The organism is Micromonospora pisi (genome assembly GCF_003633685.1).
GTDB classification, from domain to species: domain Bacteria; phylum Actinomycetota; class Actinomycetes; order Mycobacteriales; family Micromonosporaceae; genus Micromonospora_G; species Micromonospora_G pisi.
The window spans coordinates 2,137,382-2,161,660 of the sequence record NZ_RBKT01000001.1 but is presented as its reverse complement, the minus strand read 5'-3'; the positions used below and the strand labels follow the sequence as shown (position 1 = coordinate 2,161,660).

The 24,279-nt window shown below is 68.8% G+C and carries 25 protein-coding genes; 16 read left to right on the top strand and 9 right to left on the bottom strand.

Annotated features, from left to right (window positions below; genetic code table 11):
* The first annotated feature begins 67 nt into the window (after nt 1–67).
* From BDK92_RS08545 to BDK92_RS08505, 9 genes are all read left to right on the top strand, one after another.
* Nucleotides 68–274: a hypothetical protein gene (locus BDK92_RS08545; protein ID WP_121156209.1), complete on the top strand. Its 207-nt coding sequence runs from the start codon at nt 68–70 to the stop codon at nt 272–274.
* Nucleotides 271–480, top strand: coding sequence for a hypothetical protein (locus BDK92_RS08540; protein WP_121156207.1), 210 nt, complete (start codon nt 271–273; stop codon nt 478–480). Before BDK92_RS08545 ends, BDK92_RS08540 begins: the two co-directional genes overlap by 4 nt.
* The gene (locus tag BDK92_RS08535; protein ID WP_121156205.1) at nt 477–782 is read left to right on the top strand and encodes a hypothetical protein; all 306 of its coding nucleotides are present in this window, start codon (nt 477–479) and stop codon (nt 780–782) included. The genes BDK92_RS08540 and BDK92_RS08535 overlap by 4 nt, the downstream gene beginning before the upstream one ends.
* Complete coding sequence (locus BDK92_RS08530; protein WP_121156203.1) at nt 776–1,063, top strand: hypothetical protein; 288 nt, start codon at nt 776–778, stop codon at nt 1,061–1,063. Before BDK92_RS08535 ends, BDK92_RS08530 begins: the two co-directional genes overlap by 7 nt.
* A complete protein-coding gene (locus tag BDK92_RS08525; protein WP_121156201.1) occupies nt 1,060–1,335 on the top strand; it encodes a hypothetical protein in 276 nt (91 codons plus the stop codon). The genes BDK92_RS08530 and BDK92_RS08525 overlap by 4 nt, the downstream gene beginning before the upstream one ends.
* An 8-nt stretch (nt 1,336–1,343) precedes the next feature.
* On the top strand, nt 1,344–2,480 hold the full coding sequence (gene amcB, locus BDK92_RS08520) for a cyclophane-forming radical SAM peptide maturase AmcB (protein WP_121161832.1): 1,137 nt from the start codon (nt 1,344–1,346) through the stop codon (nt 2,478–2,480).
* A gap of 2 nt (nt 2,481–2,482) precedes the next feature.
* Nucleotides 2,483–2,671: a multiple cyclophane-containing RiPP AmcA gene (amcA, locus tag BDK92_RS08515; protein ID WP_121156199.1), complete on the top strand. Its 189-nt coding sequence runs from the start codon at nt 2,483–2,485 to the stop codon at nt 2,669–2,671.
* A gap of 79 nt (nt 2,672–2,750) precedes the next feature.
* Complete coding sequence (locus BDK92_RS08510; protein ID WP_121156197.1) at nt 2,751–3,422, top strand: pentapeptide repeat-containing protein; 672 nt, start codon at nt 2,751–2,753, stop codon at nt 3,420–3,422.
* Between the two features lie 239 nt (nt 3,423–3,661).
* Nucleotides 3,662–4,972, top strand: a complete 1,311-nt coding sequence (locus BDK92_RS08505) for a chymotrypsin family serine protease (protein WP_147456940.1) — start codon at nt 3,662–3,664, stop codon at nt 4,970–4,972.
* Between the two features lie 109 nt (nt 4,973–5,081).
* Here BDK92_RS08505 and BDK92_RS08500 read toward each other — a convergent pair whose 3' ends face one another.
* On the bottom strand, nt 5,082–5,639 hold the full coding sequence (locus tag BDK92_RS08500) for a hypothetical protein (protein WP_121156195.1): 558 nt from the start codon (nt 5,637–5,639) through the stop codon (nt 5,082–5,084).
* A gap of 249 nt (nt 5,640–5,888) precedes the next feature.
* Between BDK92_RS08500 and BDK92_RS08495 the strand changes: the two genes are divergently transcribed.
* From BDK92_RS08495 to BDK92_RS38885, 3 genes are all read left to right on the top strand, one after another.
* Nucleotides 5,889–6,845 (top strand): TIGR04222 domain-containing membrane protein, encoded by a 957-nt coding sequence (locus tag BDK92_RS08495; protein ID WP_246016902.1) that lies wholly within the window; start codon nt 5,889–5,891, stop codon nt 6,843–6,845.
* A gap of 144 nt (nt 6,846–6,989) precedes the next feature.
* Nucleotides 6,990–7,955, top strand: a complete 966-nt coding sequence (locus BDK92_RS08490) for an SDR family oxidoreductase (RefSeq protein WP_246016901.1) — start codon at nt 6,990–6,992, stop codon at nt 7,953–7,955.
* A 48-nt stretch (nt 7,956–8,003) separates the two neighbouring features.
* Nucleotides 8,004–8,144, top strand: coding sequence for a hypothetical protein (locus BDK92_RS38885; protein ID WP_170208525.1), 141 nt, complete (start codon nt 8,004–8,006; stop codon nt 8,142–8,144).
* Nucleotides 8,145–8,539: 395 nt separating this feature from the next.
* Here the strand turns inward: BDK92_RS38885 and BDK92_RS08485 are convergent, their stop codons facing one another.
* Nucleotides 8,540–8,941, bottom strand: a complete 402-nt coding sequence (locus tag BDK92_RS08485) for a hypothetical protein (protein ID WP_121156193.1) — start codon at nt 8,939–8,941, stop codon at nt 8,540–8,542.
* 131 nt (nt 8,942–9,072) lie between these two features.
* Between BDK92_RS08485 and BDK92_RS08480 the strand changes: the two genes are divergently transcribed.
* Both BDK92_RS08480 and BDK92_RS08475 read left to right on the top strand, forming a co-directional pair.
* Nucleotides 9,073–9,711 carry an RNA polymerase sigma factor gene (locus BDK92_RS08480; RefSeq protein WP_211349140.1) on the top strand — a complete coding sequence of 213 codons (639 nt, stop codon included), beginning with the start codon at nt 9,073–9,075 and terminating at the stop codon, nt 9,709–9,711.
* Nucleotides 9,708–10,703 carry a CU044_5270 family protein gene (locus tag BDK92_RS08475; RefSeq protein ID WP_121156192.1) on the top strand — a complete coding sequence of 332 codons (996 nt, stop codon included), beginning with the start codon at nt 9,708–9,710 and terminating at the stop codon, nt 10,701–10,703. The genes BDK92_RS08480 and BDK92_RS08475 overlap by 4 nt, the downstream gene beginning before the upstream one ends.
* 59 nt (nt 10,704–10,762) lie before the next feature.
* On the opposite strand, the gene BDK92_RS08470 is transcribed toward BDK92_RS08475, so the two are convergent.
* From BDK92_RS08470 to BDK92_RS08460, 3 genes are all read right to left on the bottom strand, one after another.
* On the bottom strand, nt 10,763–13,615 hold the full coding sequence (locus tag BDK92_RS08470) for a M48 family metalloprotease (protein ID WP_121156191.1): 2,853 nt from the start codon (nt 13,613–13,615) through the stop codon (nt 10,763–10,765).
* A gap of 8 nt (nt 13,616–13,623) precedes the next feature.
* Entirely contained in the window at nt 13,624–14,160 is a 537-nt protein-coding gene (locus BDK92_RS08465) for a hypothetical protein (RefSeq protein WP_147456939.1), read from the bottom strand.
* Between the two features lie 111 nt (nt 14,161–14,271).
* Entirely contained in the window at nt 14,272–14,877 is a 606-nt protein-coding gene (locus BDK92_RS08460; protein ID WP_121156188.1) for a TetR/AcrR family transcriptional regulator, read from the bottom strand.
* Nucleotides 14,878–14,964: 87 nt separating this feature from the next.
* On the opposite strand from BDK92_RS08460, the gene BDK92_RS08455 reads away from it, so the two are divergent.
* The gene (locus BDK92_RS08455) at nt 14,965–16,215 is read left to right on the top strand and encodes an FAD-binding oxidoreductase (protein WP_211349138.1); all 1,251 of its coding nucleotides are present in this window, start codon (nt 14,965–14,967) and stop codon (nt 16,213–16,215) included.
* A 74-nt stretch (nt 16,216–16,289) separates the two neighbouring features.
* Here the strand turns inward: BDK92_RS08455 and BDK92_RS08450 are convergent, their stop codons facing one another.
* Nucleotides 16,290–16,868 (bottom strand): dienelactone hydrolase family protein, encoded by a 579-nt coding sequence (locus tag BDK92_RS08450; RefSeq protein WP_121156184.1) that lies wholly within the window; start codon nt 16,866–16,868, stop codon nt 16,290–16,292.
* A gap of 210 nt (nt 16,869–17,078) precedes the next feature.
* Here BDK92_RS08450 and BDK92_RS08445 point away from each other — a divergent pair, with 210 nt between their 5' ends.
* Entirely contained in the window at nt 17,079–18,281 is a 1,203-nt protein-coding gene (locus tag BDK92_RS08445; protein WP_211349136.1) for a phosphatidylinositol-specific phospholipase C1-like protein, read from the top strand.
* A gap of 76 nt (nt 18,282–18,357) precedes the next feature.
* Here BDK92_RS08445 and BDK92_RS08440 read toward each other — a convergent pair whose 3' ends face one another.
* The 3 genes from BDK92_RS08440 to BDK92_RS08430 all read right to left on the bottom strand — a co-directional run bounded on the left by BDK92_RS08440 (nt 18,358) and on the right by BDK92_RS08430 (nt 24,272).
* The gene (locus tag BDK92_RS08440) at nt 18,358–21,855 is read right to left on the bottom strand and encodes a discoidin domain-containing protein (protein WP_121156180.1); all 3,498 of its coding nucleotides are present in this window, start codon (nt 21,853–21,855) and stop codon (nt 18,358–18,360) included.
* Between the two features lie 219 nt (nt 21,856–22,074).
* The gene (locus BDK92_RS08435) at nt 22,075–23,151 is read right to left on the bottom strand and encodes a TFIIB-type zinc ribbon-containing protein (RefSeq protein ID WP_121161826.1); all 1,077 of its coding nucleotides are present in this window, start codon (nt 23,149–23,151) and stop codon (nt 22,075–22,077) included.
* Nucleotides 23,152–23,165: 14 nt separating this feature from the next.
* A complete protein-coding gene (locus BDK92_RS08430) occupies nt 23,166–24,272 on the bottom strand; it encodes an SPFH domain-containing protein (RefSeq protein ID WP_121156179.1) in 1,107 nt (368 codons plus the stop codon).
* Between the last annotated feature and the right edge of the window lie 7 nt (nt 24,273–24,279).

The window sequence follows — 24,279 nt, the reverse complement described above, 5'->3', positions numbered from 1 at the left end:
CCCGACGCCTGACCCTGGCTATCCCGTCGTGCCAGAGGTCTCGCGTCCACTACGAGGGAGGTACGCGATGCGATGGCGTTGGTTTCTGCGAGTCGCCGACAACCCTGAGCCGATCGGGCCGGCGACCCAGTACGTCGGCCGTTCCGGCGGTTACCTGCGGGCCGCACCGGACCACTCCGACGCGCAGCCCGCCCAGGTCACCGAGCCGGTGACGGCGGAGCGGTCCCGCGCCCGCTGGCCGGAGAACCGTGGCTCGCACTGGCGGTCGGTGTGACGTACCGGAGCCCGCACGGGACCATGTTCGGCCGGGAGATGTGGCACCTGATCGTCCGGCGGTCCCGCAACGTGGTCGCCGCGCACGCCGACGACGCGATGTGTGACCGCTGTGCCGGCCCCGGTGACTGTCACCTGCTCCGCAGCGCCGAAGGCTATCTGGCCGATCCGGAAATGCTGGCCGCCGAACGCGAGGCACTGTCATGAGCCGGGTGCCAGGTGAACGTCCGCTGGTCAGCGTCGGTGACGTACTCGACCTCTCCGACGGTCTCTACCACCACGGCTCCCGTGGCGACCTGCGCGCCGGTCAGGGAGAACTTCGGGTACGCGTACGCGCTCTGCCCGCAGGTGCGGGGGAGTGGACCGGGCACCGGGTGAGCCTGACCGGGGTGCGGATCCTGGCCGACGGTGCCGACGGGGCGGAGTTGTCGTTGGTCGTACACCGTCGGGCTTTGCCGGGGTGGCGACCGGCGCAGCCGCAGCCCATCCCCGGGTTGGTCGAATGGTGAGGGGGAGCGGGGCGGCCTCGTTGGCGGCCTCGCACCTGCCGTTGCGTCCGCTCTGGATCTGCCGGATCGATGCCTACCCGTGGCCGTGCGCGGACGCGCGACTCGATCTGACCAGCGGTTTCCGGGACCGGACGGTCAACCTGACGCTCTTCCTTGCAGCCCAGTACGTCGACGCCCTCAACGATCTGCACACCATCGACCCGACTCTCGGCCCGCCGCCGGACCCGCGTGTCCTCTACGAGCGCTTCCTCGGCTGGGTGCCGACGAGGCGTACGTCATGAGCGGGCCGACCAAGATGACCGTCCACTCGACCGGAGTCACGCCAGTGAGCCGCAACCTGGAGCCGATCAACCCCGAAGTCATCCGTACGTCCGCCGATCTCACCTGGCGGCAACATCAGCCCGGCGGCAACACCTGGCGCCCCGGCACCTGCCTCCAGTGCACCCCCACCGGCTGCCCCCAACTCGACTGGGCGATCAAGGTTCGGTCCGGTGAGTCACCACTGCCGCCAGTCAACGCCATGTCGAACGAAGCGGTTACGGGAGGAAGGTGAACCACCTGATGAAGGATCTCGGTGTCGTAAGGCGCCTTCACCAGCCTGCCATCGCCGGCAGTTTCCATACGTTGGTGGTGCAGCCTACGACCTTCTGCAACCTCAACTGTACGTATTGCTACCTCCAGGAGCGTGGGCAGCGCAGGCTGATGTCACAGGCTGTCGCGACTGCCTGCGCTGGCTCCATCGCCGCCCAGGGGAGCAGCTATCCGGTGGACGTCGTGTGGCACGGCGGCGAGCCGACCACCACACCGATCGAGAGGTTCCGCGAGCTGCTCATGCCCTTCGAGGACCTTCGACGGGCTGGGAGCATGCGGCATGAGATCCAGACCAACGCGACGTTGCTCGACTCGCGTTGGTGCGACCTGTTCGCCGAATACGAATTCGACGTCGGGGTGAGCATCGATGGACCGGGGCTCAACAACGTTAACCGTCTCGATTGGGCCGGTACGCGGACCTTCGACCGCACGATGCGGGGCGTGGATGCACTGGTCCGCTCGGGGCTGTCGTTCACCGCGATCTGCGTGGTCACACCCGAGAGCGTCGAGCATGTGGACGAGTTGGCGGAGTTCTTCACCAACCTCGCCGGCTGCGTCTCGGTCGGCTTCAACCTTGAGGAGCAGGAGGGCGGGAACCGCCCGCCGATGTCAGAGGAAGCGGCCTATCGGTTCTGGCGCCGGCTTGTTCAGCGCCGGTTGGACGGCAGCCCGCTCCGGGTACGAGACCTGGACCGCCTGGCCGACTACATCGGTGCGGGCCGGGACGGCTCGCCTGGGCATGCGCCGTACGAGCCGATACCTACGGTGTCATGTGAGGGCGATACGGTCCTCCTCTCGCCCGAGTTGCTTGGCGTACGCAGCGCGGACTACGGCGACTTCATCGCCGGGAACGTCCTCCAGACATCTATTCCCGAAATGCTCGCGGACGCCGGCAGCCTGCGCTACGTGGCGGAGTTCATCGATGCTCTGAACGGATGCGCCGATACCTGTGGCTTCTTCGACTACTGCAAGGGCGCGCAGGCAGGCAACCGCTACTTCGAGCACGGCACCTTGACCGCCACCGAGACCAACTACTGCCGAACGACTCGTCAAGCCCTGGTTCGCGCCGCCGCGGACCAGTTTCATCCGGAGGAGAAAGGGAGGTAGACGTGGCAAGTCCACTGGTCACTCTCGTCAGCGCGGACGCCGATTACCTGGAGCGTTTCGGGGTCGACCTGACCCAGCCGACGCTCGTCGCCGTCGACGCTGCGAGGTTCGACAACCGGCCGACGTGGGACAACAAGCCGAAGTTCGACAGCAAGCCTGGCTGGGACAACTGGAGCAAGAAGGGCAAGTAGCGCCGCTTGCCAAAATGAATCATCCGACCCGCCGGGGACGGGCTGCACCCGTCCCCGGCCCTGGCATCGTTGAGAGATTATGCAGACGAGACGAATCGGTGGGCTCGACGTCCTGGTCCCTGACCTGGACCCACGGGACCTGGACGAGGTGACGGGGCTGCCGGACGGGGATCTGGTAGAGGCCCTGATCACCGAGGAGAGCTGGTCGGGGAGTCGTCTGTACGAGACCCGAATCCGCAGCAGTCAGCTCACCGGGGTTGATGCCAGCAATGCGGCCTGGGAAAAGGTCACCCTGCACGGGTCGGTCTTCGAACGGGTCGACTTCTCCAACGCCGAGCTTTCCGACGTGGTGGTCGAGCGCTGCGTCTTCAGTGGCTGCCGCCTGACCGGCACGCACTTCATCGGCGCGACCCTGAAAAACGTCGTCTTCGAGAACTGCCGACTCGACTTCGCTGCCCTGCGTGATGTCGCCGGTACGGGGCCGGTGGCCCTGGTCGACTGCATCCTCACCGAAGCCAGCATGGCGAACTGCCGTCTCCGTGAACTCGTACTTCGGGGCTGTCGGCTGGACAGGCTGGAGTTCGAAGGGTGCGACCTACGTGGGGCAGACCTGCGGGGCAACGAGCTGGCCGACATCCTCGGCGCGCTCGGCAACCTGCGCGGCGTGACTCTTGGTCCGGAGCAACTCGCTGATCTCGCCGCCCTGGCCGTACGCGACCTTGCCGTCACCGTCCGGGTTGAGACACCGTAACGGGGTCTGTTACTTCATCGACTGTAACCGGTGCCTGTTCAGTATCTGCCGTACACGAAATTCCATGTATGTGCCTGACGGGTTGTAGGTCCCCCTGGTGCCTGGACGGCGCCGCTCGCTGGTCGGGCATATAGCGGGCATTTTGTCATGTACTCGGCCATCTAGATCTTGTAACACCATTGCCATTCTTCGATGTAAGGCTCGTATCGGCCACCACCCCTGTCCGAGGAAGGACTGGTATGAGTCGAGTATGGAAAATGGCCGGTGCCGTAGCCGGCGCCTTGGTGCTGGTAGCCGGTGCCGGAGTGCCCGCGGCGGCGGCACCGGACGGAGCCGCTGGCACCGGGTCGGCGAGCGCCAAGACCACGTTGACCGGCACGCCGAGCGGCGAGGCGGCGAAGATGGCGCCACTCTTCGCCGTACAGGAGAAGTTGAACCGGGCCGCGGACAGCATCCGGGCGGCCGGCGGTGACCAGGCCGGGTCGGGTTTCGCCGGTGACCGGGTCGACGCGGCCGCCAACACGCTGACGGTCTACTGGCGGGGAGCGCTGCCGGCGCCGGTCGCGGCCACTGTCGAGGCGATGCGCAGCGAGGGGATCGCCGTCGAGGTACGGGCCGCGAAGCACTCGCTCGACGAGTTGCTGAAGGAAGCCGACCGGGTGATCGGCCGTACCGTCTCCGGTGTCCGGGTCATCTCGACCAGCCCGGCCAACGACGGCAGCGGCCTGAAGGTCGGCGTCAAGGCGGTCAGTACCGGGATCGCCAGTACCGGGATCGCCAGCACCGACCTCCAGCGGGCCGACAGCGAACTGACCGCCACGGTTCCGCTCGACCTGGCGGTGGAGACGCCCCGGGAGTTCACCTCGCGCGGCTCGGACACCGTGCCGTACTGGGGTGGCGCCCTGATCCTGAGCGGTGGCGCCTGCACATCCGGATTCGGCGTACGCGGCCTGAACGGGGCGGCCCGTTACCTGCTCACCGCCGCGCACTGCGGTGGCGGGCAGTGGACCACCGGCACCGGCGCGGTCATCGGCAACACCCTCGCCAACGCCACCCGGGAGTACGACGGCGAACTCATCCTCACCAACGCGGGCTACTCGGTCTACGAGGGACCGTCCTTCGCCTCCGGGGACACGAACGTCGGACGTACGATCACCGGCCCGTCCTCGAACCACGTCGGCAACGCGGTCTGCACCGGCGGGTCGTTCTCCGGCACCGCCTGCGGGTGGACCGTGGTGGCGCTCAACCAGAGCTTCGACATCGAGGGGTTCGGCACCATCAGGGGACTGGTGCAGGCGGAAGCGGCCAACCGGGTCGCGGGCATCGGCAACGGTGACAGCGGTGGCCCGGTCTACGTCCAGTCCGGCACCACCGGTACGGCGCGCGGCATCATCAGTCTGCGTTCGGACGAGAGCAGTGAGATCGTCGCCTGCAACGGTGTGCCGAGCGGGCCGATCAGCGACCCCAACTCCCGGCAGTGCTCCTGGAAGTGGTGGTACGTCGACGTGAACCAGCAGCTCTCCCGGCTCGGCGTGCACTTCGCGCCGTAACCGGGTCCGGCACCGACACTGACACCGACGAAGCGGGCGCTCTCCGGGCTGGAGGGCGCCCGCTTCGACGCGCCGTGCCGCTGCCGCCCGGTTTGTTGGCGGTGGGTGCTCAGTAGCCGAGGGCGAAGGTCACCGAGGCGCGGCTGGCCACGATCGGTTGCTGGTAGTGGCGGGACAGCCGTTCGCCCTCCTCGGGCGCTCCGGTGGCGGTCATCACCCGCACCGCCGAGCCGTCGGGCAACGGGCCGGCCCCGGTCACGCTGACGCCCTGCTCCCGCCAGTACGTCGCATCGGCCATCACCCGCTCGGTCAGGTCGAGCATCTCCCGCTCCGACAGCAGCGCGTCCGCGAACCGCACCTGCACGCCGCTCACCAGCTCCCGTACGGCCTGGTCGAGGTCGCTTCCGGGCTTCCGGTAGATGATCATCGTCCGGCCCGGGTTCTCCAGGACCTTGCCGGCGTACCACTGGGCGTACTTCGACTTCAGGAGCCCGTCGACCTCGTTCGCGGCATGATCGAGAGCGGGGTCGTTCGGTGCCGAGGTATTTGGCATCACCTCCTCGCGGACGCCGGGACTGTTGCTGGCCCCGGCCTGCCCGGCACAGCCCGCGCTCGCCAGGGCGAGCACGATGGTGGCCAGTACGGTCGCGCGATTGCGGGTACGCATGGCTCTCCTCCTGGATCGACGATCTTCCTTCCCTCTTTGACTGACGTTGCCAACGGTTGATCGGTTCCGGTGCCACATCAAGCTCGGCCGAGCTGTGGCTTTCTGCTGCCCCTATAGGGGTAGCTACTCGCCACAGCCCGGTGCATCGTGAAACGCCAACGTTGGTGGCGTCGCACCTGCCGCTGCGTCCGCTCCCGGTTGAGTGGTTGGGCTCCGGGCAGGTGGCGGGGTTGTCTGACAATGGGGGCCATGATGATCAATGTTGCGGCGCCTGCGGACATCTGGGGAATCTCGGAACCGGACTTCCTGCTCCTGTACGTCGCCGTGGCCGGCGTGTTGATCGTCGCCGCCGTGGTGCACCGCGCCATCGTGCTAGCTGGGCGAAAAGATTTTCCGGCATCCCAACTGACCCCGCAGCAGGCCGCCTACCTCAACGGCGGTGACCGACTCGCCGTCTACGCCTCGCTCGGCGGACTGCGGGCCGCCGGTGCGATCGGTATGACGCGAGGACGCACTCTCACCACTGTCGGTCCGCTGCCCGCCGGGGCTACGCCACTGGACCAGGCCGTCTACAACGCTGCCGGACAACGGATCCAACCTCGGAGGCTGGTCACCCACCAGTGGGTGGTGATGGCGCTCGACCAGCTTCGGCAGGAGCTCGAACGGGTGGGGTTGGCGCCTACCCAAGGGCAGCGACGAGCGGTCCGCTTCTTTCCGTTGCTGCTGATCGGCCTGCTCGGGCTCGGTGTGCTCCGGTTCGCCCTCAGGGTCGCCAACGGCCAGGAGGCGACGTTCCACTTCGTGCTACTCGTCGCGTCTGCCGTGGTGATGATCGTGGTGATCGGCGGCGGGCCGAAGCAGACGCGGGCCGCCCGACGCGCCGTACGGCAGCTACGAACCGAACACGCACACCTTGCCCCGTCCGCCTCACCGGCCTACGCAACCTACGGCGCGAACAGCGCCGCGATGGGTGCCGCACTCTTCGGAGGTGCCGCGCTCTACAGTCTCGACCCCGGCTTCGCGGCGGAGGCCGAGGTGCAGCGCAAGCTCGCTGGCACCGGTAGCGGCGGCGGCGGATGCGGTAGTGGATGTGGCGGCGGCTCCGACAGCGGCGGCGGTGGCTCCGACGGTGGCGCGGGTGGCGGGTGCGGTGGTGGCGGCGGTGGTGGTGGTGGCGGCGGGTGCGGTGGGGGTGGCGGCGGATGAACCTCTGCCGGGGCAGTGGCCGCCTTTGGGAGGCGATGCGGAACGTGGCCGTCAGGTTCGGGGACGGGAACGTACGCCTGGTTGTCTGGATCGGCTGAGGTGGCCGGATTGATTCCAAAGGGCACCATTCCCGGCGAGGGATGATTGATCGTTGGAATTGTCGTCGGACCGGGAAGTCGTGCCCGGTGTCCCATAGATGACAGCAATTACTCTTCACGTCTGCGCCTTCTGCTGGCACGCTTCTATCGGTCGGTAAGCCTGTCGAGACTGGATGGTTGTGTCATGGCGAAGCGTTGGCTCATCACGGGTTGTTCGAGCGGTCTCGGCAGAGCACTCGCGGCCCGGCTCGCGGCCGAGGGAGAGCAGGTGGTGGCGACCGCGCGACGGCCGGAAGTGCTGGCTGAGCTGGTCGAGCAGGGTCGGGGCAATCTGGTCGCGGCCGGCTTGGACGTACGCGATCAGGCCCAGTGTGAGGCGGCGGTCGAGCTGGCGGTGGCGACCTTCGGTGGCATCGACATCTTGGTCAACAATGCCGCCTACGGTCAGTTCGGTGCGGTCGAAGAAGTGTCCGATTCGGAACTCGTCGCGCAATTCGAAACCAATGTCTTCGGGCCTTGGCGGCTGACCCGGGCTGTGTTGCCGATGTGGCGGGCGCAGCATTCCGGGCACGCAATCTTCGTGGGCTCGGTCGCCGGACTGGTGCCATTTCCGGGGCTTTCCGCATACAACGCGAGCAAGTTCGCGCTCGAAGGGGTGGCCGAGTCGTTGGCGAGCGAGGTCGCGCACCTCGGCGTGAAGGTGACGCTCCTGCAGCCGGGAGGTTTCGCCACCAGCTACAGCTCCTCGCTGGTGCTGCCGAGTCAACGCATCGACGACTACGCGCCGATCATCGGTGGAACGCTCAGCGGGGTGCAGGGCATGAACCACGCTGAGGCGATCAACTCGCCGGAACTCTTCGCCGACGTCGTCTGGCGCCTGAGCAGGATGGAGAAGCCGCCGCTGCGGCTACCGGTCGGTCCCGACGCGGAATACTTCCTCAGTCCCGCCTACGCCGCGCGGCTCAAGGAGTACGACGACGTCATCGAAGCCGGTCACCACACCCTCGCCTGACCTGGCGCAGAGGTTGACCGGTCGATATCTTGTGCCGGGAGGTCGACGGTGGCGGATGTGTGGTTGCGGGCCGGACTGAATCCGGACGCGCCGGACCAGACCTATCTGGTCGTGGTGGTGGACCCGAAGGGGGATGTCCGCGGCGGGGCGGACTGGCCGGTCAGCTACGCCGACGCCCCGGCGGGCTGACCCATCGGGTTGTGATCACAAACGGACGGATGCGGTCGACTTCGTGCTGAGGTTGGCCGCGTTTCCGTTTGCTCTTGTACCCGAAGGGCACATCACCATCGTCCAGCCGGACGGTTCCCTCCATGGCTTTCACCCGATTTGATCGACCATAGCGCGAACGCTACCGAGAGGAGTGGAGTCGTTGCGATGAGCCGAACCCGGGAGCCGATCAACGCTCACGTCGTCCGTACGTCCGCCGACCTGACCTGGCAACAGCACCAACCCGGAGGCAACTCCTGGCAGCCCGGGACCTGTCGCCAGTGCACCCCGAACGGCTGCCCCCAACTTGACTGGGCAACCAGGGTCCGTGCCACCGGGTAACCCTCCCGGCAACCCTCCCGGGGCGGAGCGAGCGGCTATGTGCCCGGCCCGCGTACGTCGCCCGCCAGCGTCGCCCGCACGGTGAGGCTCGTCAGTCCTCCCGGGGCCGGGATGCTCGCCTCCACGGTCTTGCTTCCGCCTTCGATCAGGGGCGAGGTCATGGTCACCCTGATTTCTCCCGTTTCCGCTGGCGGCAGCCTCATGGTGGCGACACCCGCCTGATCGGTCACCGCCGTCACGAGTTGGCGGCCGTCGGCGGTCGCCACGGTGATGCCCACGTCCGAGGACGTGAGATTGAAGCACACCCGTTCGGCGGGAGGGCAGGCCGACAGTCCGAAGTCGACCCGGAGGGTCCTCTCGTCAGCGGTGCCGGAACAGCTGCCCGCGAGCGTCAGGAACGTCGCCAGTGCCAAGCCGGCCCAGACTCGATTGTCCACGGCACCCCCGTCTCCGATGAGGTGAGTACATCAAAGACCGTGTACGAAAGTCGGCCCCGGGAGCCGCGTCGAACCTGTGGCACACCTCATGGGAACTCGGGTGTCCGACCGGACAGTTCGTATGTGTGGAGATGAGTTTGCGCGTCCGGGTCCGTTCCGGGGACCCGGACGCGTTCAGAGAGCTGTTCGACGGACACGCTCGCACCGTGTACAACCACGCCTACCGGCTGATCGGGAACTGGTCGACGGCCGAGGACGTGGTCTCCCTGACCTTCCTCGAAGCGTGGCGGCTGCGCGAACGGGTGGACGTGGGCACCGACACCGGGTCGCTGCGACCGTGGCTGCTCGGCATCGCCACCAACGTGGCGCGCAACGTACGCCGGGCCGCCCGGCGACATGACGTGGCGTTGGCGCGAATCGCACCCGAGGTGGAGCCGGACTTCGCCGACGAAGTCGGTAACCGGATCGACGACCACGAACGCCTGGCTCTGGTCCGCACGGCAATGGCGGCGCTGCGTAAAGCCGAACGTGAGGTGCTGGCGCTCTGTGTCTGGTCCGGACTCGACTACGCCGAGGCTGCGGTCGCGCTCGGCGTGCCGGTCGGCACCGTACGCTCCCGGCTCTCCCGGGCCCGCAAGAAGCTGGCCAAGCTCGTCGCCACCGGACGACTTCGGCCTCCCGTGACACATCGGGAACCCGTCGCCGGCCACGGACAGATAGATGGTGACTGCGGCATCGCGGTCCTGTTCGCTCAGGAGAACGCCCAATGAACGCCACCCAGTTTCAGCCCGACCCAGACGAACGTGCGGAGCTGGCCCGGCTGCTGCCGGAACCGGTGGAGCGGGATCTGCCGAGCGACCGCCACCATCAACTCCAGGAGCTCGTGATGAGCCAGATCCACCAGGACCTACAGGCGGCCGAGCGGACACCGCGCCGCTCACCGAGACGGCGGGCCGTCGCCCTCGTCTCGGCACTGACCGCCGTCGCAGCCGTCGCCGTCGCCACGGTCGTGATCACCACTGGCGGTAACGGAGGGACCGGCGGAGTCGGGAACCCGGGCGACGGGTCGGTCGCCCAACCGGGCGTGGTGGCCCTCTCCGGCCAGCAGATCCTGCTCGCCGCCGCCACCACCGTACTGACCACGTCCGAAGGTACCGGCGACTACTGGCACACCAAAGTGATGTCCGACGGCGGCGGCCAACCCGCCAACGCCTACGAGTACGAGTTCTGGACTCACCGGGACGGCCGGACCTGGTTCCGGGCCGAAAAGACCGGTGGGGAGGTGATCGAGCTCAAGGGCGGGGTGCCGTTGCGGCTCGGCGCCACCGATGTCACGTTCGGGCAACTCCAGCAGCTACCGACGTCGCGGGACGCGTTGAAGGCGTGGCTTGTCGATGCCGTCGCGAACAGCGGCGCCAGGTGGAGCGGTGGCTTGCTCACCGCCGAACTGCGGGAGTTGGCCGTCTTCGACGGTCTGATCTCCCTGGTCTCCCAGTTGCCGACCACGCCACAGGTTCGTGCCGCCGCGATCCAGGCCATCGCCGCCTATCCCGACGTGGAAAGCCTCGGCGAGGTCGAGGGCGGACAGGGCCTGCTGATCCCGTTGCCGGGCGGGGACCAGGCACGGTTGGTCATCGACCCGGCGACCGGGCAGCTCCGTAAGACCAACTTCTTCGTCACCTCTGACGGATCCAGGGCCGAGGCCGCCGAGAACGGTTTCTACACGCTCGTCGGCGAGTGGACCGAGGCGCTGCCCAGCTAGTGACCGTTGGCGCCGACGTGCCCGGGGTGCGTGCCGTTCGGCGCGCACCCCGGACACGTTCAGCCGGAGATCGACTCCAGCATGCCGGGCAGGTCGTCCTCGAACGACAGCAGTTGTCGAATCGCGGCCAGGTACCTGTCCGAGTCCCGGTGCTCGATCGCGAAGGTGCAGTCGCCGCCCACCTGCTCGGCGCGGGTCAGCAGCGCATCCCAGGCCGCCTGGCCGCGCGGGTCGGGATGGTCGAAGTACCGGCGCGCGTCGGTTACCCGTTCGGAGATGACGGCACAGCTCGGCCGCAACGTGGTGTCGATCAACGCCCAGTCGGTCAGCGCCGGGTTCGACCCGTCGCCGAGGAGCCGCTCGAGCCCATGTGTCAGCTCCCGGAGGCCGGCCAGAACCTGGCCGGCCCGCTCGTCCCCGCCGAGCACCAGCCAGGCGTGCACCTGCGCCGCCCGCACCTCGGGTGAGGTGGCGTGTTCGCTCAGCACGAGGTTCAGCGCGGTGGAGGAGTCGGACGCCGAGGTGGCCGACCGGAAATCGTCCACGGACACGGCGGTGGTGGACGCCACCATCAACAGACACGGCACCGCCACCGCCACGCGCCGTAACACCAGCCGTCCGGTATGGACCGGTACGGGTGGGTCTTCCCCGGCCCGCTGGGTGGATGCGGCGCCACGGAACCGGCGTATCGATGTCCCGGTGAGCGTGCCGAGGGCGGCGACCGCGACGGCGAGGAACACGCCCAGGCCGAGTGTCGGCGGCATCAGCAACGTCACCAGCGCCCAGCCCGCCCGGGGATCGGGCTGGCACGACGACGCCAGGATGGCGAGCGGACGGACGCAACCGTCGATCGAGGCGAGCACGGCGACGGTGGCCAGCCCGGCCAGCCCCGTGGTGCCCGCCACGATCAGGCCCTGGATCAGTGGACAGCGGTCCGCGAGAGCGGCGGTGACCCCGGCCGCCAACCACATCACACCGAGTACGATGACCATGAGCCACGTCATGTTGCTGACGAAGTGGCTCTGTTCCCGGCCGGCGACCACCGGTGACCACACTCGCAGACCGGCGGTGGCCGCCACCGTGGCGATTGTGGCGCAGAGCGCGCCGATCGCGGCGGCGGGAAGGACCGGCCGTGGCCGGGCGGCGCCGGCCCGGTGGGGGAGCCAGGCGAGGAGCGGGAGGACCCAGAGCGCCCCGGTCGTCCAGAGCAGCTCCGGGGAGTCACTCAGGACCTGCAACAGCGGTAGACCGGGAAAGAGGGCCAGCAGTGGTCCCTCGTACCCCTGGCCGTTGGTCGCGCTCTGCTCGAATGCGTTGACGAGATCACCGAAGGCGAGGAAGCCACCGGCGAGGGTGGTGCCCTCGGCCTCCCACCAGTGCCACCAGAGGGTCAGCACGAAACAGCTCACGCCGAGCCCCACCAGCAGCGGCCAGCCTCGTCGCGCACCCGTCGGCCGGGTAGCCGAGACCCGGGCGTACTCCGCCGTCCACCAGGTGGTCGCGAGTCCCGCGAGTGCGGGCAGCAGCAGGAAGGCGGGCTGTTCGGGAAGGAGGTCCCAGACACTGCCGGCGCGACCGACCGCCAGCTCACCCACGATCAGGCCGACAGCCACCCAGAGGCCGGCCCGCAGCCCGGACGGCGCCGGACCGGAGGTGAGCGCCGCGTGGGTCACGGCCGGCCAGAGCAGCAGCCCGGTGATCGTGGTGACAAGAACCGCGACGACCACCGCCACGACCCAGTTTTCCCCGCTACTGGTCACCCCCAGCAGAGACAGCAGCGCCGGCATCTGGGTCGCGGCGATCGCCGCCGTCGCACCGGTCAGGAAGAACGGCAGCGCCCGCAGCGCGAACACCGCCCCCGGATCGGCCAGCGACCTGAGCCGCTGCGCCCAGCTGGGATGGGTGTGCCAGACCGACGTCCCGGCCGCCGCCAGCCGCCACGTGGCCGACCGGGGGGAGTCGGCCGCCGACCCGTTCGACCCGGCGGCGGCCTCCCAGAGCCGTACGTCCGCGCCCCATCGCCGGGCCGTGAGGTCGGCGTGGAACTCGCGGGTGCGCAGGATGTCCGCCCGCGCCAGGTAGACCAGGACGACCGTGACGGCCAGCATCGCCACGTGGTGCGCCACCCGGGACAGTTCCCGCGTCGCCATGTACGTGTCGGCCGTGCCCGGAAGGGCCACGGTCGCGATGTACGCCAGGTCGAGGGGGACGACCACCAGCAGCAGGATCCGCCACAGTGCGACGGTCGCGTACGTGATGTCGACGTCGCGGTTGCGCAGGTGCGCCAGCTCGTGCAGTACCACCGCCCGGAAGCCCTCGCGATCACGGTGCCGCCGGGCGACCAGGCCACCGTCCAGACAGACGGTGTAGCGGCGCAGCCGGCCGAAGACCACCGCCCCGGTGGTCGGCACGGCGGGAGCGATGACGAAGCGGGGCGGGCGGCGCAGCCCGGCCACGGTGACCAGCTCGGCCAGGGTCGCGGCCAGTTTCCCGTGACCGTCGACCTGCTCGACCGGCACGACCCGGCTCTGCCGGCCCTTCCACCACGGCAGCATCCAGTACAGCGCCGCGGCGCAGAGCAACACCAGCAGCACCGCCCCCGGCTTCCACCACCACTGCTGGACCGGCACAAAACGCTCCACGCACTCCTCGAAGGCGGACTGCTGGTCGAGCATCCGAACCCTGACGTCGAGGTCGCTCAGGCCTGGGTCACCTCCGGCGGCGAGCCCGCAGCCGACCCCTACGCCGTCGGGGTCGGTTCGAGCCTCGATGAGACTGGCCGTGATGACCGTGGCGATCCCTACGAAGAGGACGATCAGCAGGACGAAGCGCGGGAGGGTGCCGGCGTTCGACAGCCTCTGGTGCGTGGGGGGTTGCTCCGTTGTCATCACCTGCTCAGGTGTCGACGTCATGACGGGGCTTACCGTTCGCCGGCCGGGTCGACCGGCCCTGATGGCGGCGGATCGTCCTCCGTGGTCAGGGCGAGCCGGGCCACCACCCGGTCGGCGAGCAGGGTTGCCTCCTCCGGCGTCAGGCCGGTGGTGACGGCGAGCTCGCGTACCCGGTCCCGGACGGCTCGCAACTGTTCGCTGGTGAGTGCCGGCGTCGACCGGGGCGGGGCGGCCCGGCCCAGGCGGCTGCGGAGCCAACCGCCGAAGCTGCTGTGGGCGCGTGTCATGCCGGCTCCGACCGATCGCCGGACGACCTCGTCGAGGGCGATCCAGACGAGTGCGGCTACGAGTACCGCTGTTTCCGACAGGCCGAACCCGAGCGGCTCCCGGGTCCGGCGGGCGCGGGTCAGCCGGCGCAGCACGGTGTCGTCGTCGAGACGTCGGAGCGCGTCAACGAGCACCAGTTCGTCGGGGGCCATTTCCGCGACGACGTTCCGTACGAGATCGCGTATCAACTGTGGGGCGTTCTCGCCCGGCTCGTCTTCACGTCGCGCTACCGGCCCCATGCCCCACTCTCCGTAGTGCCGCCGTCATCCACCAGGAGTCGACCTTATCGACCGGCATCAAGGCGTGGCGGCGGCGCTCCGAGGGCGTCACTGGAATCGCATCGAATACTTTCAGAGAAGATCGCGGATGGCGTGTTCGGTGAGCCATTCCTGGGCCCGGTCGTACGACCAGCCGTTGTCGTCGACGAGGGTGGACATGGCGCTGTAGCCGAAGTAGAACCAGATCGAGTCGATCGCGTCCTCCACCGGGACACCGGCCCGCAGCTTGCCGAGTTCGTGTATCCGGCGGGCGGCCGTGGCGTTTCCGTGCCGCCAGCGCTGCGTCGCCAGGGCGAGGCTCTCGGCGGCGGTGGTCTCGTGTGGCGCGGTGGCGATGACCATACGCATGATGTCGCCGAACTCTTCCCGCATCTGCCGCGTCACCCGCGCCACGATCCGAATGATCTCCTCCGGATCCTCGATCCGGGCGATCAGATCGAGTGTCTCGGTGACGATCGGCGCGTCGCTCCAGATGTCGGTGAGCGTACGCAGCAGACCCTGTTTTCCACCGGTGACCGCGTAGACGGTGGCCGGGGCGACCCGGGCGAGTTCGGCGATGTCGTTGACCCGGGTGGCGAAGTAGCCCTGGGTCGTGAACAGCTGGCGAGCCGCCTCGACGATTCCCTCGCGGGTGTTCTCGGCGTACTCCGCGCGACGGCTCGATTGCTGTTTTGGCACCCATCGATCATAGCAGGAACCTTTTCGTCAGAGTGCTACTCTGGCGAATGAAGTGATGGTCTGGCTGAGCGTGTGATGGGACGTGTAATGGATCTCTGGAATGGTGCAATCGACCACAAACCCGCCAGGGTGCTCCGCCCTCGATCGGCTGCCGAAGTGGCGGCGGCCGTACGGGACAGGGGAGACCTCCCCGTCTCGGTGCGCGGCGGCGGACACGACTGGGCCGGTCGGGCGGTCCGTGACGGTGGACTCGTCATCGACCTGCGCGACCTGAACACCGTCGATATCGACCCGGAGCGGCGGATCGCGACCATCGGTGGCGGTGCGACCACCGCCGAGGTGATCGCCGCCGCCGCCGCGTACGGGCTGGCCGCCGCAGCGGGCAACGCCGGCAGCGTCGGGTTCACCGGACTCACCCTCGGCGGCGGGTACGGCCCCCTCTCCGGCCTGCACGGACTCGCCCTCGACAACCTGCTCGGTGCCGAGGTGGTCCTCGCCGACGGCCGGATCGTCCAGGTCGACGCCGAACACGAGCCCGAGCTCTTCTGGGCCATTCGGGGAGGTGGCGGCAACTTCGGCGTCGTCACCTCGACCCGGGTCGAGGTGCACCCGGTCGAGCAGATGCTCGCCGGCTTCATGTTCTTCGCCTGGGACGAGGCACCTCGAACCTGGGCGCGGCTGGAAGAATACCTGCGTACCGCGCCGGACGGGCTGACCGTGCAGAGTGGCGTGCTCTCCGCTCCGGACGGCTCGCCGACGCTGCTCGTGTACCCGGTCTGGGTCGGTGACATGGACGAGGGCGCCCGGCAGATCGAGAACCTGAAAGGACTCGGCACCGCGCTGATGACCCAGGTGGAGCCGACGACCTACGGCGACGCGCTGAAGGTCTACGACAGCCTGACGCCGGCCGGGCGGCACGCCTCCATCCGTACCCGGAGCTTCGCCAGCCTCACCCCGGATGTGGTCGACGCCCTGGTACGAACCGGCGAGAAGCGTACGTCCCCCTTCTCCGGCACAGTCGTGCACCAGTTCCACGGCGCTGCCACCCGGGTGCCGGCCGAGGCGACCGCGTTCGCCAACCGGGAACCGCACTTCGTCGCCGAGATCGTGTCGCTCTGGGAGCCGGAGATGCCCGGCGACCACGTCGGCTGGACCGAGGACACCTGGTTGGCGCTGGAGCCGTACGCGATGCCCGGCGGCTACGTGAACCTGATCGGCCCGGACCAGGCGGCTCAGGCCGATGCCGCGTACGGCGGCAACACCGCCCGGCTGCTGGCGGCGAAGCGGACCTACGACCCCGAGGGTGTCTTCTCCGCGACCTCGCTGCCGCGCGGCTGACCAGGTGAACGTCGGCCGCACGGGGACCGGTCAACGGTGTGCCGGGTGGCCCGTGCGGTCGACGTTGCGCGGGGTTACCTGATCCCGGCGAGGAAGGTGAGCACCCGTTCGGTGAGCAGCGCCGCCGCCTGCTCGTCGTACTCGGGCAGGCTGTCGTCGGTGAAGAGGTGACCGTCGCCAGGGTAGAGGAACAGTTCGGCATCGGCGGTCGACGCGACCAGGGCTCGGGCCGCTTCGAGGTCGCCCTCGTCCACGAAGCTCGGGTCGGCGTCCATCCCGTGGATCTGGACCGGGACGCCCTTCGGCCACGCCCCGCCGAACTCCTCGGGCGGGACGGCCGCGTGCAGCAGCAGCGCGCCCCTCGCGCCGGCCCGGGTCTGGGCCAGCAGCTGCGCCGGCAGCACACCGAGCGAGAAGCCGACGTACACGAGATCTTCCGGCAGCCCTTCGGCGGCGGCCCGCCCGCGTTCGAGGATGGTGCCGAAGCCGATCTTCTGGGCGTTGCCGATCCCCTCGTCGAGGTTGTCGAAGGTCTGCCCGTCGTACAGGTCCGGGACGTGGACCCGGTGACCGGCCCGTTCCAGCAGCTCAGCGAAGTGTCGTACGCCGGGCGTCAGCCCCTGTGCGTGATGGAACAACAGGATTTCCGCCATACCGTTTCCTCCGATGGCCGTGCCGGGGTGAATCAGTCCGAACGAGTATGGTGCGCGGCCCCGACAAAACTCGCCCCTCGTGACATGTCCGGGCTGGCCGGGCGGGCATGACCCGGGGAGCTTCCATGTCCGGGGAAGGTTCACAACCCGGACGACGGGTCAGCAGACCGATGACATGGGGAGTTAACGCCCGTTTCCAACGCTGAGTCGGTGAATATCCGCTTAAGCGAACGCATGTCCGCTGTCGGCCGTATGGGAGCGGTGGCCGCCGCCGTCGTCGCCACCGTCGCCGCCGTCAGTCTGCTGCCGACCGTGCTGCCGACCCAGCAGGAGGCCCTCGCGGCCGGCGCCGGCAACGGCGACGACATCCGGATGAACCAGATCCAGTTCATGGGCGCGCACAACGCCTTCCACCGGGAGATGCAGGGCGCCGAGCTGGTCGAGTCGATCAACATCGACCCCGGCTACCCCTCCTGGGGCTGGTACTCGCACGCCTCCATCCCCGACCTGCTCGGCCGGCAGAACATGCGCGGGATCGAGCTGGACCTGCTGCCCGATCCGCAGGGTGGGCTCTACCGCAACCCGCTCGCCCGGCAGCGGGCCGGACTGGGGCCGATCGAGGACCCCGCGATGGCCGCACCGGGGATGAAGGTGCTGCACGTCGCCGACCAGGACTACAACAGCACCTGCCGTACGTTCGTCGCCTGCATGCAGCAGGTCCGGGACTGGTCGAACGACAACCCGGGACACGTACCGATCATCCTCCAGCTCGAACTGAAGCAGACCGACGACCGTTGGGAGAAGCTCGGCGGCGCGGTGAGCCCGGCATGGGACCCGTCGCTGCTGGACGACGTGGACGAGGAGATTCGTTCGGTCTTCACCGAGAACGAGCTGATCACCGCCGACGACCTGCGCAAGCCCGGTCTCACCCTGGAACAGTCGGTGCTCAAGCACGGCTGGCCGAGCCTCAAGTGGGCCCGGGGCAAGGTGATGTTCTTCTTCGACAACGGCGGCCCCGGCACGATCCGGGACATGTACCTGGACGGCCACCCCAGCCTCGCCGGCCGGGCGGTCTTCACCCGGGGCAACCCCGGTGACCCGGACGCGGCGATCACCATGGTGAACGACCCCCGTGGCGCGAACGCCGCGACCATCACCGACCTGGTCAAGCGCGGCTACATCGTGCGTACCCGGTCCGACGAGCCGTTGAGCACGGTGAAGAACGAGGAGTTCAGCCGGCTCGACGTCGCGCTCTCCAGCGGTGCGCAGATGGTGACGACCGACTTCCCGACGGTGGGCATGGCCGCGCGCTACGACAGTGACTTCGTCGCCGAACTCCCCGGCGCGGTTCCGGTGCGCTGCAACCCGGTCTCCGCGCAGCGCAACTGCCACGACAACAAGCTGGAGCGGTAACTTCCGTTACCCGCACGGCGGCGCGGGGACCACGTCGTCCCCGCGCCGCCGCCGTTCTCTCAGACCTGCGGTTCGATCAGCTCTGCGGTTCGATCCAGATGTTGCGGTAACGGACGTTCGCGCCCGGGTCGCCGTGGTCCTGGAGCTTGATCGGTCCGACGCTCGGGCTCTCGGCGGCACCGCCACCGGTCGACCCGTTGATCTCGACGTTGTTGTGCACCACCACGCCGTTCCAGACCACGGTCACCCGGGCGTTCTCGGTCTTGGTGGTGCCGTTCCAACGGGCTGCCCGGAAGGTGATCTCGTACGTCTGCCAGGTCTCCGGCGCCGTCGCCCGGTTACTGTCCGGCGCCCGTTTCTGGTAGAAGCCGCCGCACTCGTTGTCGGCGGGCGTGGTGTCGCCGAAGGAGTCGAGCACCTGTAGCTCGTACCGGTCCTGGAGGTAGATGCCGCTGTTGCCGCGCGCCTGACCGGTCACCTCCGGTGGCAGGTTCGGAATCCAGAACTCGGCGTGCAGCTTGAAGTCGCCGAAGCTCTGCTTTGTCCGCAGGTCACCACCGAGCACCTCGGCCGAACCGCCGCTGACCGGCCAGGTCGAGGCGGCCCCGTTGGTGTGCTCCCAGTTCGACAGGTTGGTGCCGTCGAACAGGTTGATCCGGGTCGGCGGTGTCGCGGTGCCGTACGCCTCGAACTCGTAGATTCTCGCCGCCCCGTCGGTGTTGCTGGTCGGCGCGGTGATGTTCAGCCGAACGTACCGGGCCTGGACCGGGGTGATGTCGTGCGTGGTGGACGACGCGGTGTTGCCGGTGACCGTGGCGACGGTCGTCCAGGTGGTGCCGTTGGTGCTGGTCGCGATGGTGAAGTCGCGGGTGTTCCAGGCGGTGTTCTCGCCACCGGCCCCGGCGTGCCGTACGCCGAACCGGCTGACGCTCGTCGCCGCGCCCAGGTCGACCTGGAGCCACTTCGAGGCGCCGGTCGAGCACCACTTGTCGAGGTTGCCGCCGGTGTAGCTGCCGTTGACCGCCTTCGCCGGACTCTCGTCAGCGTTGCAGGAGGAGTCGGCGGTGGCCGGCTTGCCGACCGCGAGGTTGGTGGTGGCCGGTGGTGTGCTGCCGCCGTACGCCTCGAACTCGTAGATCCTGGCGGCGGTGCCGCCGCCGGCCTCCGGTGCGGTGATGTTCACCCGGATGTAGCGGGCCTGGACCGGGTTGACGGTGTGGGTGGTGGTCGAGGCGGTGTTGCCGGTGACCGTGGCGACGGTGGTCCAGGTGCTGCCGTTGGTGCTGGTCGCGATGGTGAAGTCGCGGGTGTTCCAGGAGGTCTGTTCACCACCCGTCCCGGCGTGCTGGAGCACCAACCGGTTCACCGACTGGGTCTGGCCAAGGTCGACCTGGAGCCACTTGTTGGCGCCGGTCGAGCACCACTTGTCGGTGGTGCCGCCGGTGACGCTGCCGTTGACCGCCTTCGCCGGGGCCTCGTTGGCGTTGCAGGAGGAGTCGGCGGTGGCCGGCTTGCCCAGGGCCAGGTTGGTCTGGTTGGCGGCACCGGGCACGTTGTTCAGGGTGTACCAGGCTTCGGTGCTCCAGAGCGCCTGGCCGGTGTTCGAGGTGAACGGCCGGGGCGAGCGGACGTACACCACCCGGTCGGGTTGCAGGCCGTTGATCACCAGATTGACCTTCTTGCCGTCCGCCGACAGGGTCGCCGACGAGACGGTGAGGTTCTGCAGGTTCAGCTTCGGCCCGCCGTACGCGGAGGTCGGCTGGTAGCGCCACTGCTGGACCTTGTACGCGGTGGCCAGCGCCGCCGCGGTCGCCGCCGACAGCGGTTGGGTGTACTCCATCTCGAAACCGGTGGCGGTCGCCCGCATGGCCAGGATGTCGAAGGTGTTCGCGCCGTTCGGGGTGAGCTTCTGCAGGCCGTAGCTGAGCTTGCCCTCCTGGCCCCAGTTGCCGCCCGCACCCAGACCACCGGCGTAGATCGCGCCGTCCGGTCCCTGGACCAGTTCGGTGACGCCGGCCTCCAGACCCTGGGTGAGCCGGAACAGCGCGCCCTGGTACTCGCCGTTGACCTTCTCCAGGTACGCCCGCTGGATGCCGCCGTACGTCACGTCGGAGATGAGCATCTGCCCGGCGAAGGTGCCGCTGTTCAGGTAGACCGGGGTGCTCGGCGAGTTGGCGATCTCGTTCTGCGGCATCCAGAGCACCGGCTTGGTCACCGGCCGGGTGTCGAACGGGCCGGCCGGGTTCATGTAGTGGTTGAAGAACCGGTCCTGCTTCACGTGCAGCAGCTTCGACGACGGCAGCCAGCCACCCTGGTTGTCGGTGACGAAGATGCCGCCCTCCGGTCCCCACCCGATGCCGTGCGGCGTACGCAGCCCGCCCGCGACGTACGAGACCTCACCGGTGGTCCGGTTGACCTTGATGGTGGTGCCCCGGTTCGGTGCCGGCTGCGGGTCGGTCGTGTTCCCGCCCAGGTTGATCGAGACGGAGAGGTTCAGGTAGAAGAACCCGTCCTGGTAGAGCAGACCGAAGCCAAACTCGTGGAAGTTGCCGCCGAAGGGCCAGGTGGCGACCGTACGGTAGTTGTCGGTCACCCCGTCGCCGTTGGTGTCGTTGAGTTCGGTCAGCCGGTGCTTCTCCGACACGTAGATCTTGCCGTCGACGATCTTGATGCCCTGTGGCTCGCGCAACCCGCTCGCGACCCGCTGCGTGGTCACCTGCCCGGGGCCGGTCGGACCGGTCGCGTTGCTCAGGATCCAGACCTCGCCGAGCACGTTGTCGGTGCCGCCCCAGGTGGTGATGGCGAGCCGGCCGTCGGAGAAGAAGTCCATCCCGGTCACCTGCGGCTGGAAGCCGCTCGGGCGCAGGTTCGTCAGGCTGTAGTTCGGGTGCACCGAGGTCAGCGGCAGCCCGTCGCCGGGGGTGTCGGTGCTCGCCTCACACTGCTTCTGGCCCGGTGCGGTCACCCGTACGACGCCGGAGTCGGTGCTCAGCACCGAGTTCGGCACCAGCACGAAGGACGAGGCGCCCGGCGGCTGCCAGTGCAGGGTGATCTGCTGGTCCACGGTGCGGTCGAAGTGGTCGATGCGGAGCGCGTGGTAGCCGGCGGTCAGCGTGACGGTGCCCTCCGCCGGCGGGTTCGCGCCGTGCAGTCCGTCGTGGTCGATGATCACCGTGTTGTCGATCGCCAGCCGTGACCCGTCGTCGCTGAACAGCCGGAAGTTGTACGCCCCCGGCTGGGTGATGTTGATGTTTCCGATCACCTGCGTGACGAAGTTGTCGGCTATGCCGCCGAAGTCCGCGGTGGTGGTCCAGTTGATCGTCGGCATCAGCTTGTCGACGTTCGGGGTCTGGCCGGGCTTGAGGACGCAGATCTCCTCCAGCGGCACCTGCACGTCGAACACGCGCAGCGTGACGCCGGGTTCCTGGGGCGGAACGGCGGCGGCGGCGAGCGCGGCCGGCCCCGGGGCGGGGGCGCGGACCGGGCCGGCCGCCGCGGCCGAGGGCAGCGCGGTGGGGACGAGGAGAGTGAGGGCGGTGGCTACGAGGGCATGACGAAACGATCGTCTGTCCATGGCGTCTCCTGGGCGGTGGGGGTGGGACGGTCCACACGCGACGTTGCCGTCATGGGGTCCCCGGGAGACGCCGACTCGGGGGAGCCCCACGCCGACGATGTGACTTCGCCGATACGCCGCGTTGAGGTTGGCGTCACACTAATCGACATCTGTCGAATTGGCTACACCTTTCGAGGGAGCCGTCCGAACTTCCGTTCGTTGATGCAAAAGCCGGTATTCCTACCGGTTCACGCTGAACAGAAGGACCACCGCCGCGACCACCAGGACGGCCGCCAGCACCGCCGACGCGATCTTGACCTTGCTGTACGGACGCTCACCCGCGACCTCGGCCGTCCGCCCGTTCACCAGCACGTTGTACGTCCGCCCGGCGTACAGGTAGCAGGCGATCCAGACCGGCAACAGCATCAGCTTGAAACCGACGTCCCGGTAGTCCGTCTCGACCGATTCGACCCGCTGCTCGTCCCCGCCGATGTCCCGCCGGCAGTCCCGTTCGATCACCGGCGCCATCCGCGACTTCGCGGTGGCGAACCCGGCCTCCGGCTCCACGTCGTAGCGCAGGCTCTGGTGCCCGGCGAGATACTCCGGTCGGTAGCCGTCGGCATCCGCCAGCGGCCACGGCGCCAACTCGTCCAGATGCTCACCGCTGACATGCCCGGTCGCGGCGACCAGGATGTCGTCGAAGTCGCGCTCGACCGTACCGCTCGCCGCATGCCACCGGGTCCGGCGAACCTGACGGGTACGCGTCTGCGACTGACCGTTGACCGTCTCGGTGTACGACTCGGTCACCCAGTAGTGCTCGCCCCGCTGCCCCCGGTACCGCGACACGGTCCGCGCGTCGTACGTCCAGTGCGGCAGGTAGGTGCTCGCCGCCGACTCGGCCTCGGTCACCCGCTTCAGCCCGGACGGCGCGAACCAGCGCGACGCCACCCAGCCCCGCAGCGCCTGCCGCACCCCGGCCCGGTCGACCACGAACGGCAGCACCGCCTCCGGCACCACCTGCCCGGTCGCGGCCACGTCCGCCACCATCGCCGCGCCGCAGAACTGACACCGGTCCGAGATCGCCTCGGTCTCGGTCTGCGCGCCGCACTTCTGGCAGGTGAAGACGTGCGCGCCGAGCGAGGCCACCGGCTTGCGGGGCAGGCTGACGAACTCGGCGTACGCGTGTTCGCGTACCGGCCGCCCGGTCGGCACCAGGGCCGTCTCGTGCCCGCAGTACGGGCACCGCAGCACGGTCGTGCCGGGGGCGAACTCGACGCCCGCGCCGCAACCGGCGCACGGATACTGCTGCTGGCTCATCCGCTGCTCGCCGGTCATGCCTGCGGCGGCAGCGGCGGCGGGGTGGCGGCGAAGACGCTGCCCAACTCGGCGACCTCACCGGCCGGCGTCCACTGCGCCATCCCGGCCCGCCACACCAGCGTCGCCCGGGTCAGGGTGCCGGCGGCGAGCTGCGCGGCGAGCCCGGCCAGGTCGTACGGGCCCTGCTGCTGGCCACCGACACCGACGAACCACTGTCCCTGCGCCGGCAACGGTGGTGGGCCGGCCGGGGTCGGCACCGGTGGGGGAGTCGGGGCCAGTGCACCGGCCATCCGCGCTCCGGCGACCATGCCCAGGCCGACCCCGAAGCCCTCGCCGGCACCGCCGGAGTTGTTCGCCGCGTCGGTGAGCGCGTTCGCCGCCTGGAACTTCGTGTACCGGTCGAGGTCGCCGACCACGCCCATCGAGGTGCGCCGGTCCAGCGCCTCCTCCACCTCCGGTGGCATCGAGATGTTCTCGATGATGAACTTCGGCACCTGGATGCCGACCGGCGCCAACTCCTCGGTGAGCACCCCGGCGAGGGTCGCGCCGATCGCGACCTGCTGCGCGGCCAGGTCCAGCACCGGCACCCGTGCGGTCGCCAGGGCGCTGCCCAGGTGCCCCACGATCAACTGGCGCAGGAACTCCTGCACCTCCTCGGTGCGGAACTGCGGGTCGGTGCCGACGAGTTCGCGGAGGAGCTTCGGGGCGTCGACCACCCGCACCGCGTACCCGCCGAAGGCGCGCAGCCGGACCGCGCCGAACTCGGGATCGCGGACGATCACCGGATTCTGGGTGCCCCACTTCAGGTCGGTGAACTGCCGGGTGTTGACGAAGTAGACCTCGGCCTTCCAGGGCGAGTCGAAGCCGTACTTCCAGCCCTTGAGGGTGGTCAGGATCGGCAGGTTCTGCGTCTGGAGGGTGTACGTGCCGGGTCCGAACGCGTCGGCGATCTGCCCCTCGTTGACGAAGACCGCCGTCTGTGACTCCCGTACGACGAGCTTCGCGCCCATCTTGATCTCGTTCTGGTAGCGCGGGAACCGCCAGACGACCGTGTCCCGGCTGTCGTCGAGCCATTCGATGATGTCGACGAACTCGCCCCGGAGTTTGTCCAGCAGTCCCACTACGCTC

Excerpts from the sequence above, each read along its gene's own strand:
- BDK92_RS08545 (WP_121156209.1), top strand. The coding sequence starts at position 68 with ATGCGATGGCGTTGGTTTCTGCGAGTCGCCGACAACCCTGAGCCGATC.
- BDK92_RS08535 (WP_121156205.1), top strand. The coding sequence starts at position 477 with ATGAGCCGGGTGCCAGGTGAACGTCCGCTGGTCAGCGTCGGTGACGTA.
- BDK92_RS08530 (WP_121156203.1), top strand. The coding sequence starts at position 776 with ATGGTGAGGGGGAGCGGGGCGGCCTCGTTGGCGGCCTCGCACCTGCCG.
- BDK92_RS08525 (WP_121156201.1), top strand. The coding sequence starts at position 1,060 with ATGAGCGGGCCGACCAAGATGACCGTCCACTCGACCGGAGTCACGCCA.
- amcB (WP_121161832.1), top strand. The coding sequence starts at position 1,344 with ATGAAGGATCTCGGTGTCGTAAGGCGCCTTCACCAGCCTGCCATCGCC.
- BDK92_RS08510 (WP_121156197.1), top strand. The coding sequence starts at position 2,751 with ATGCAGACGAGACGAATCGGTGGGCTCGACGTCCTGGTCCCTGACCTG.
- BDK92_RS08505 (WP_147456940.1), top strand. The coding sequence starts at position 3,662 with ATGAGTCGAGTATGGAAAATGGCCGGTGCCGTAGCCGGCGCCTTGGTG.
- BDK92_RS08500 (WP_121156195.1), bottom strand. The coding sequence starts at position 5,639 with ATGCGTACCCGCAATCGCGCGACCGTACTGGCCACCATCGTGCTCGCC.
- BDK92_RS08495 (WP_246016902.1), top strand. The coding sequence starts at position 5,889 with ATGATGATCAATGTTGCGGCGCCTGCGGACATCTGGGGAATCTCGGAA.
- BDK92_RS08480 (WP_211349140.1), top strand. The coding sequence starts at position 9,073 with ATGAGTTTGCGCGTCCGGGTCCGTTCCGGGGACCCGGACGCGTTCAGA.
- BDK92_RS08475 (WP_121156192.1), top strand. The coding sequence starts at position 9,708 with ATGAACGCCACCCAGTTTCAGCCCGACCCAGACGAACGTGCGGAGCTG.
- BDK92_RS08470 (WP_121156191.1), bottom strand. The coding sequence starts at position 13,615 with ATGACGTCGACACCTGAGCAGGTGATGACAACGGAGCAACCCCCCACG.
- BDK92_RS08465 (WP_147456939.1), bottom strand. The coding sequence starts at position 14,160 with ATGGGGCCGGTAGCGCGACGTGAAGACGAGCCGGGCGAGAACGCCCCA.
- BDK92_RS08455 (WP_211349138.1), top strand. The coding sequence starts at position 14,965 with ATGGATCTCTGGAATGGTGCAATCGACCACAAACCCGCCAGGGTGCTC.
- BDK92_RS08450 (WP_121156184.1), bottom strand. The coding sequence starts at position 16,868 with ATGGCGGAAATCCTGTTGTTCCATCACGCACAGGGGCTGACGCCCGGC.
- BDK92_RS08440 (WP_121156180.1), bottom strand. The coding sequence starts at position 21,855 with ATGGACAGACGATCGTTTCGTCATGCCCTCGTAGCCACCGCCCTCACT.
- BDK92_RS08435 (WP_121161826.1), bottom strand. The coding sequence starts at position 23,151 with ATGAGCCAGCAGCAGTATCCGTGCGCCGGTTGCGGCGCGGGCGTCGAG.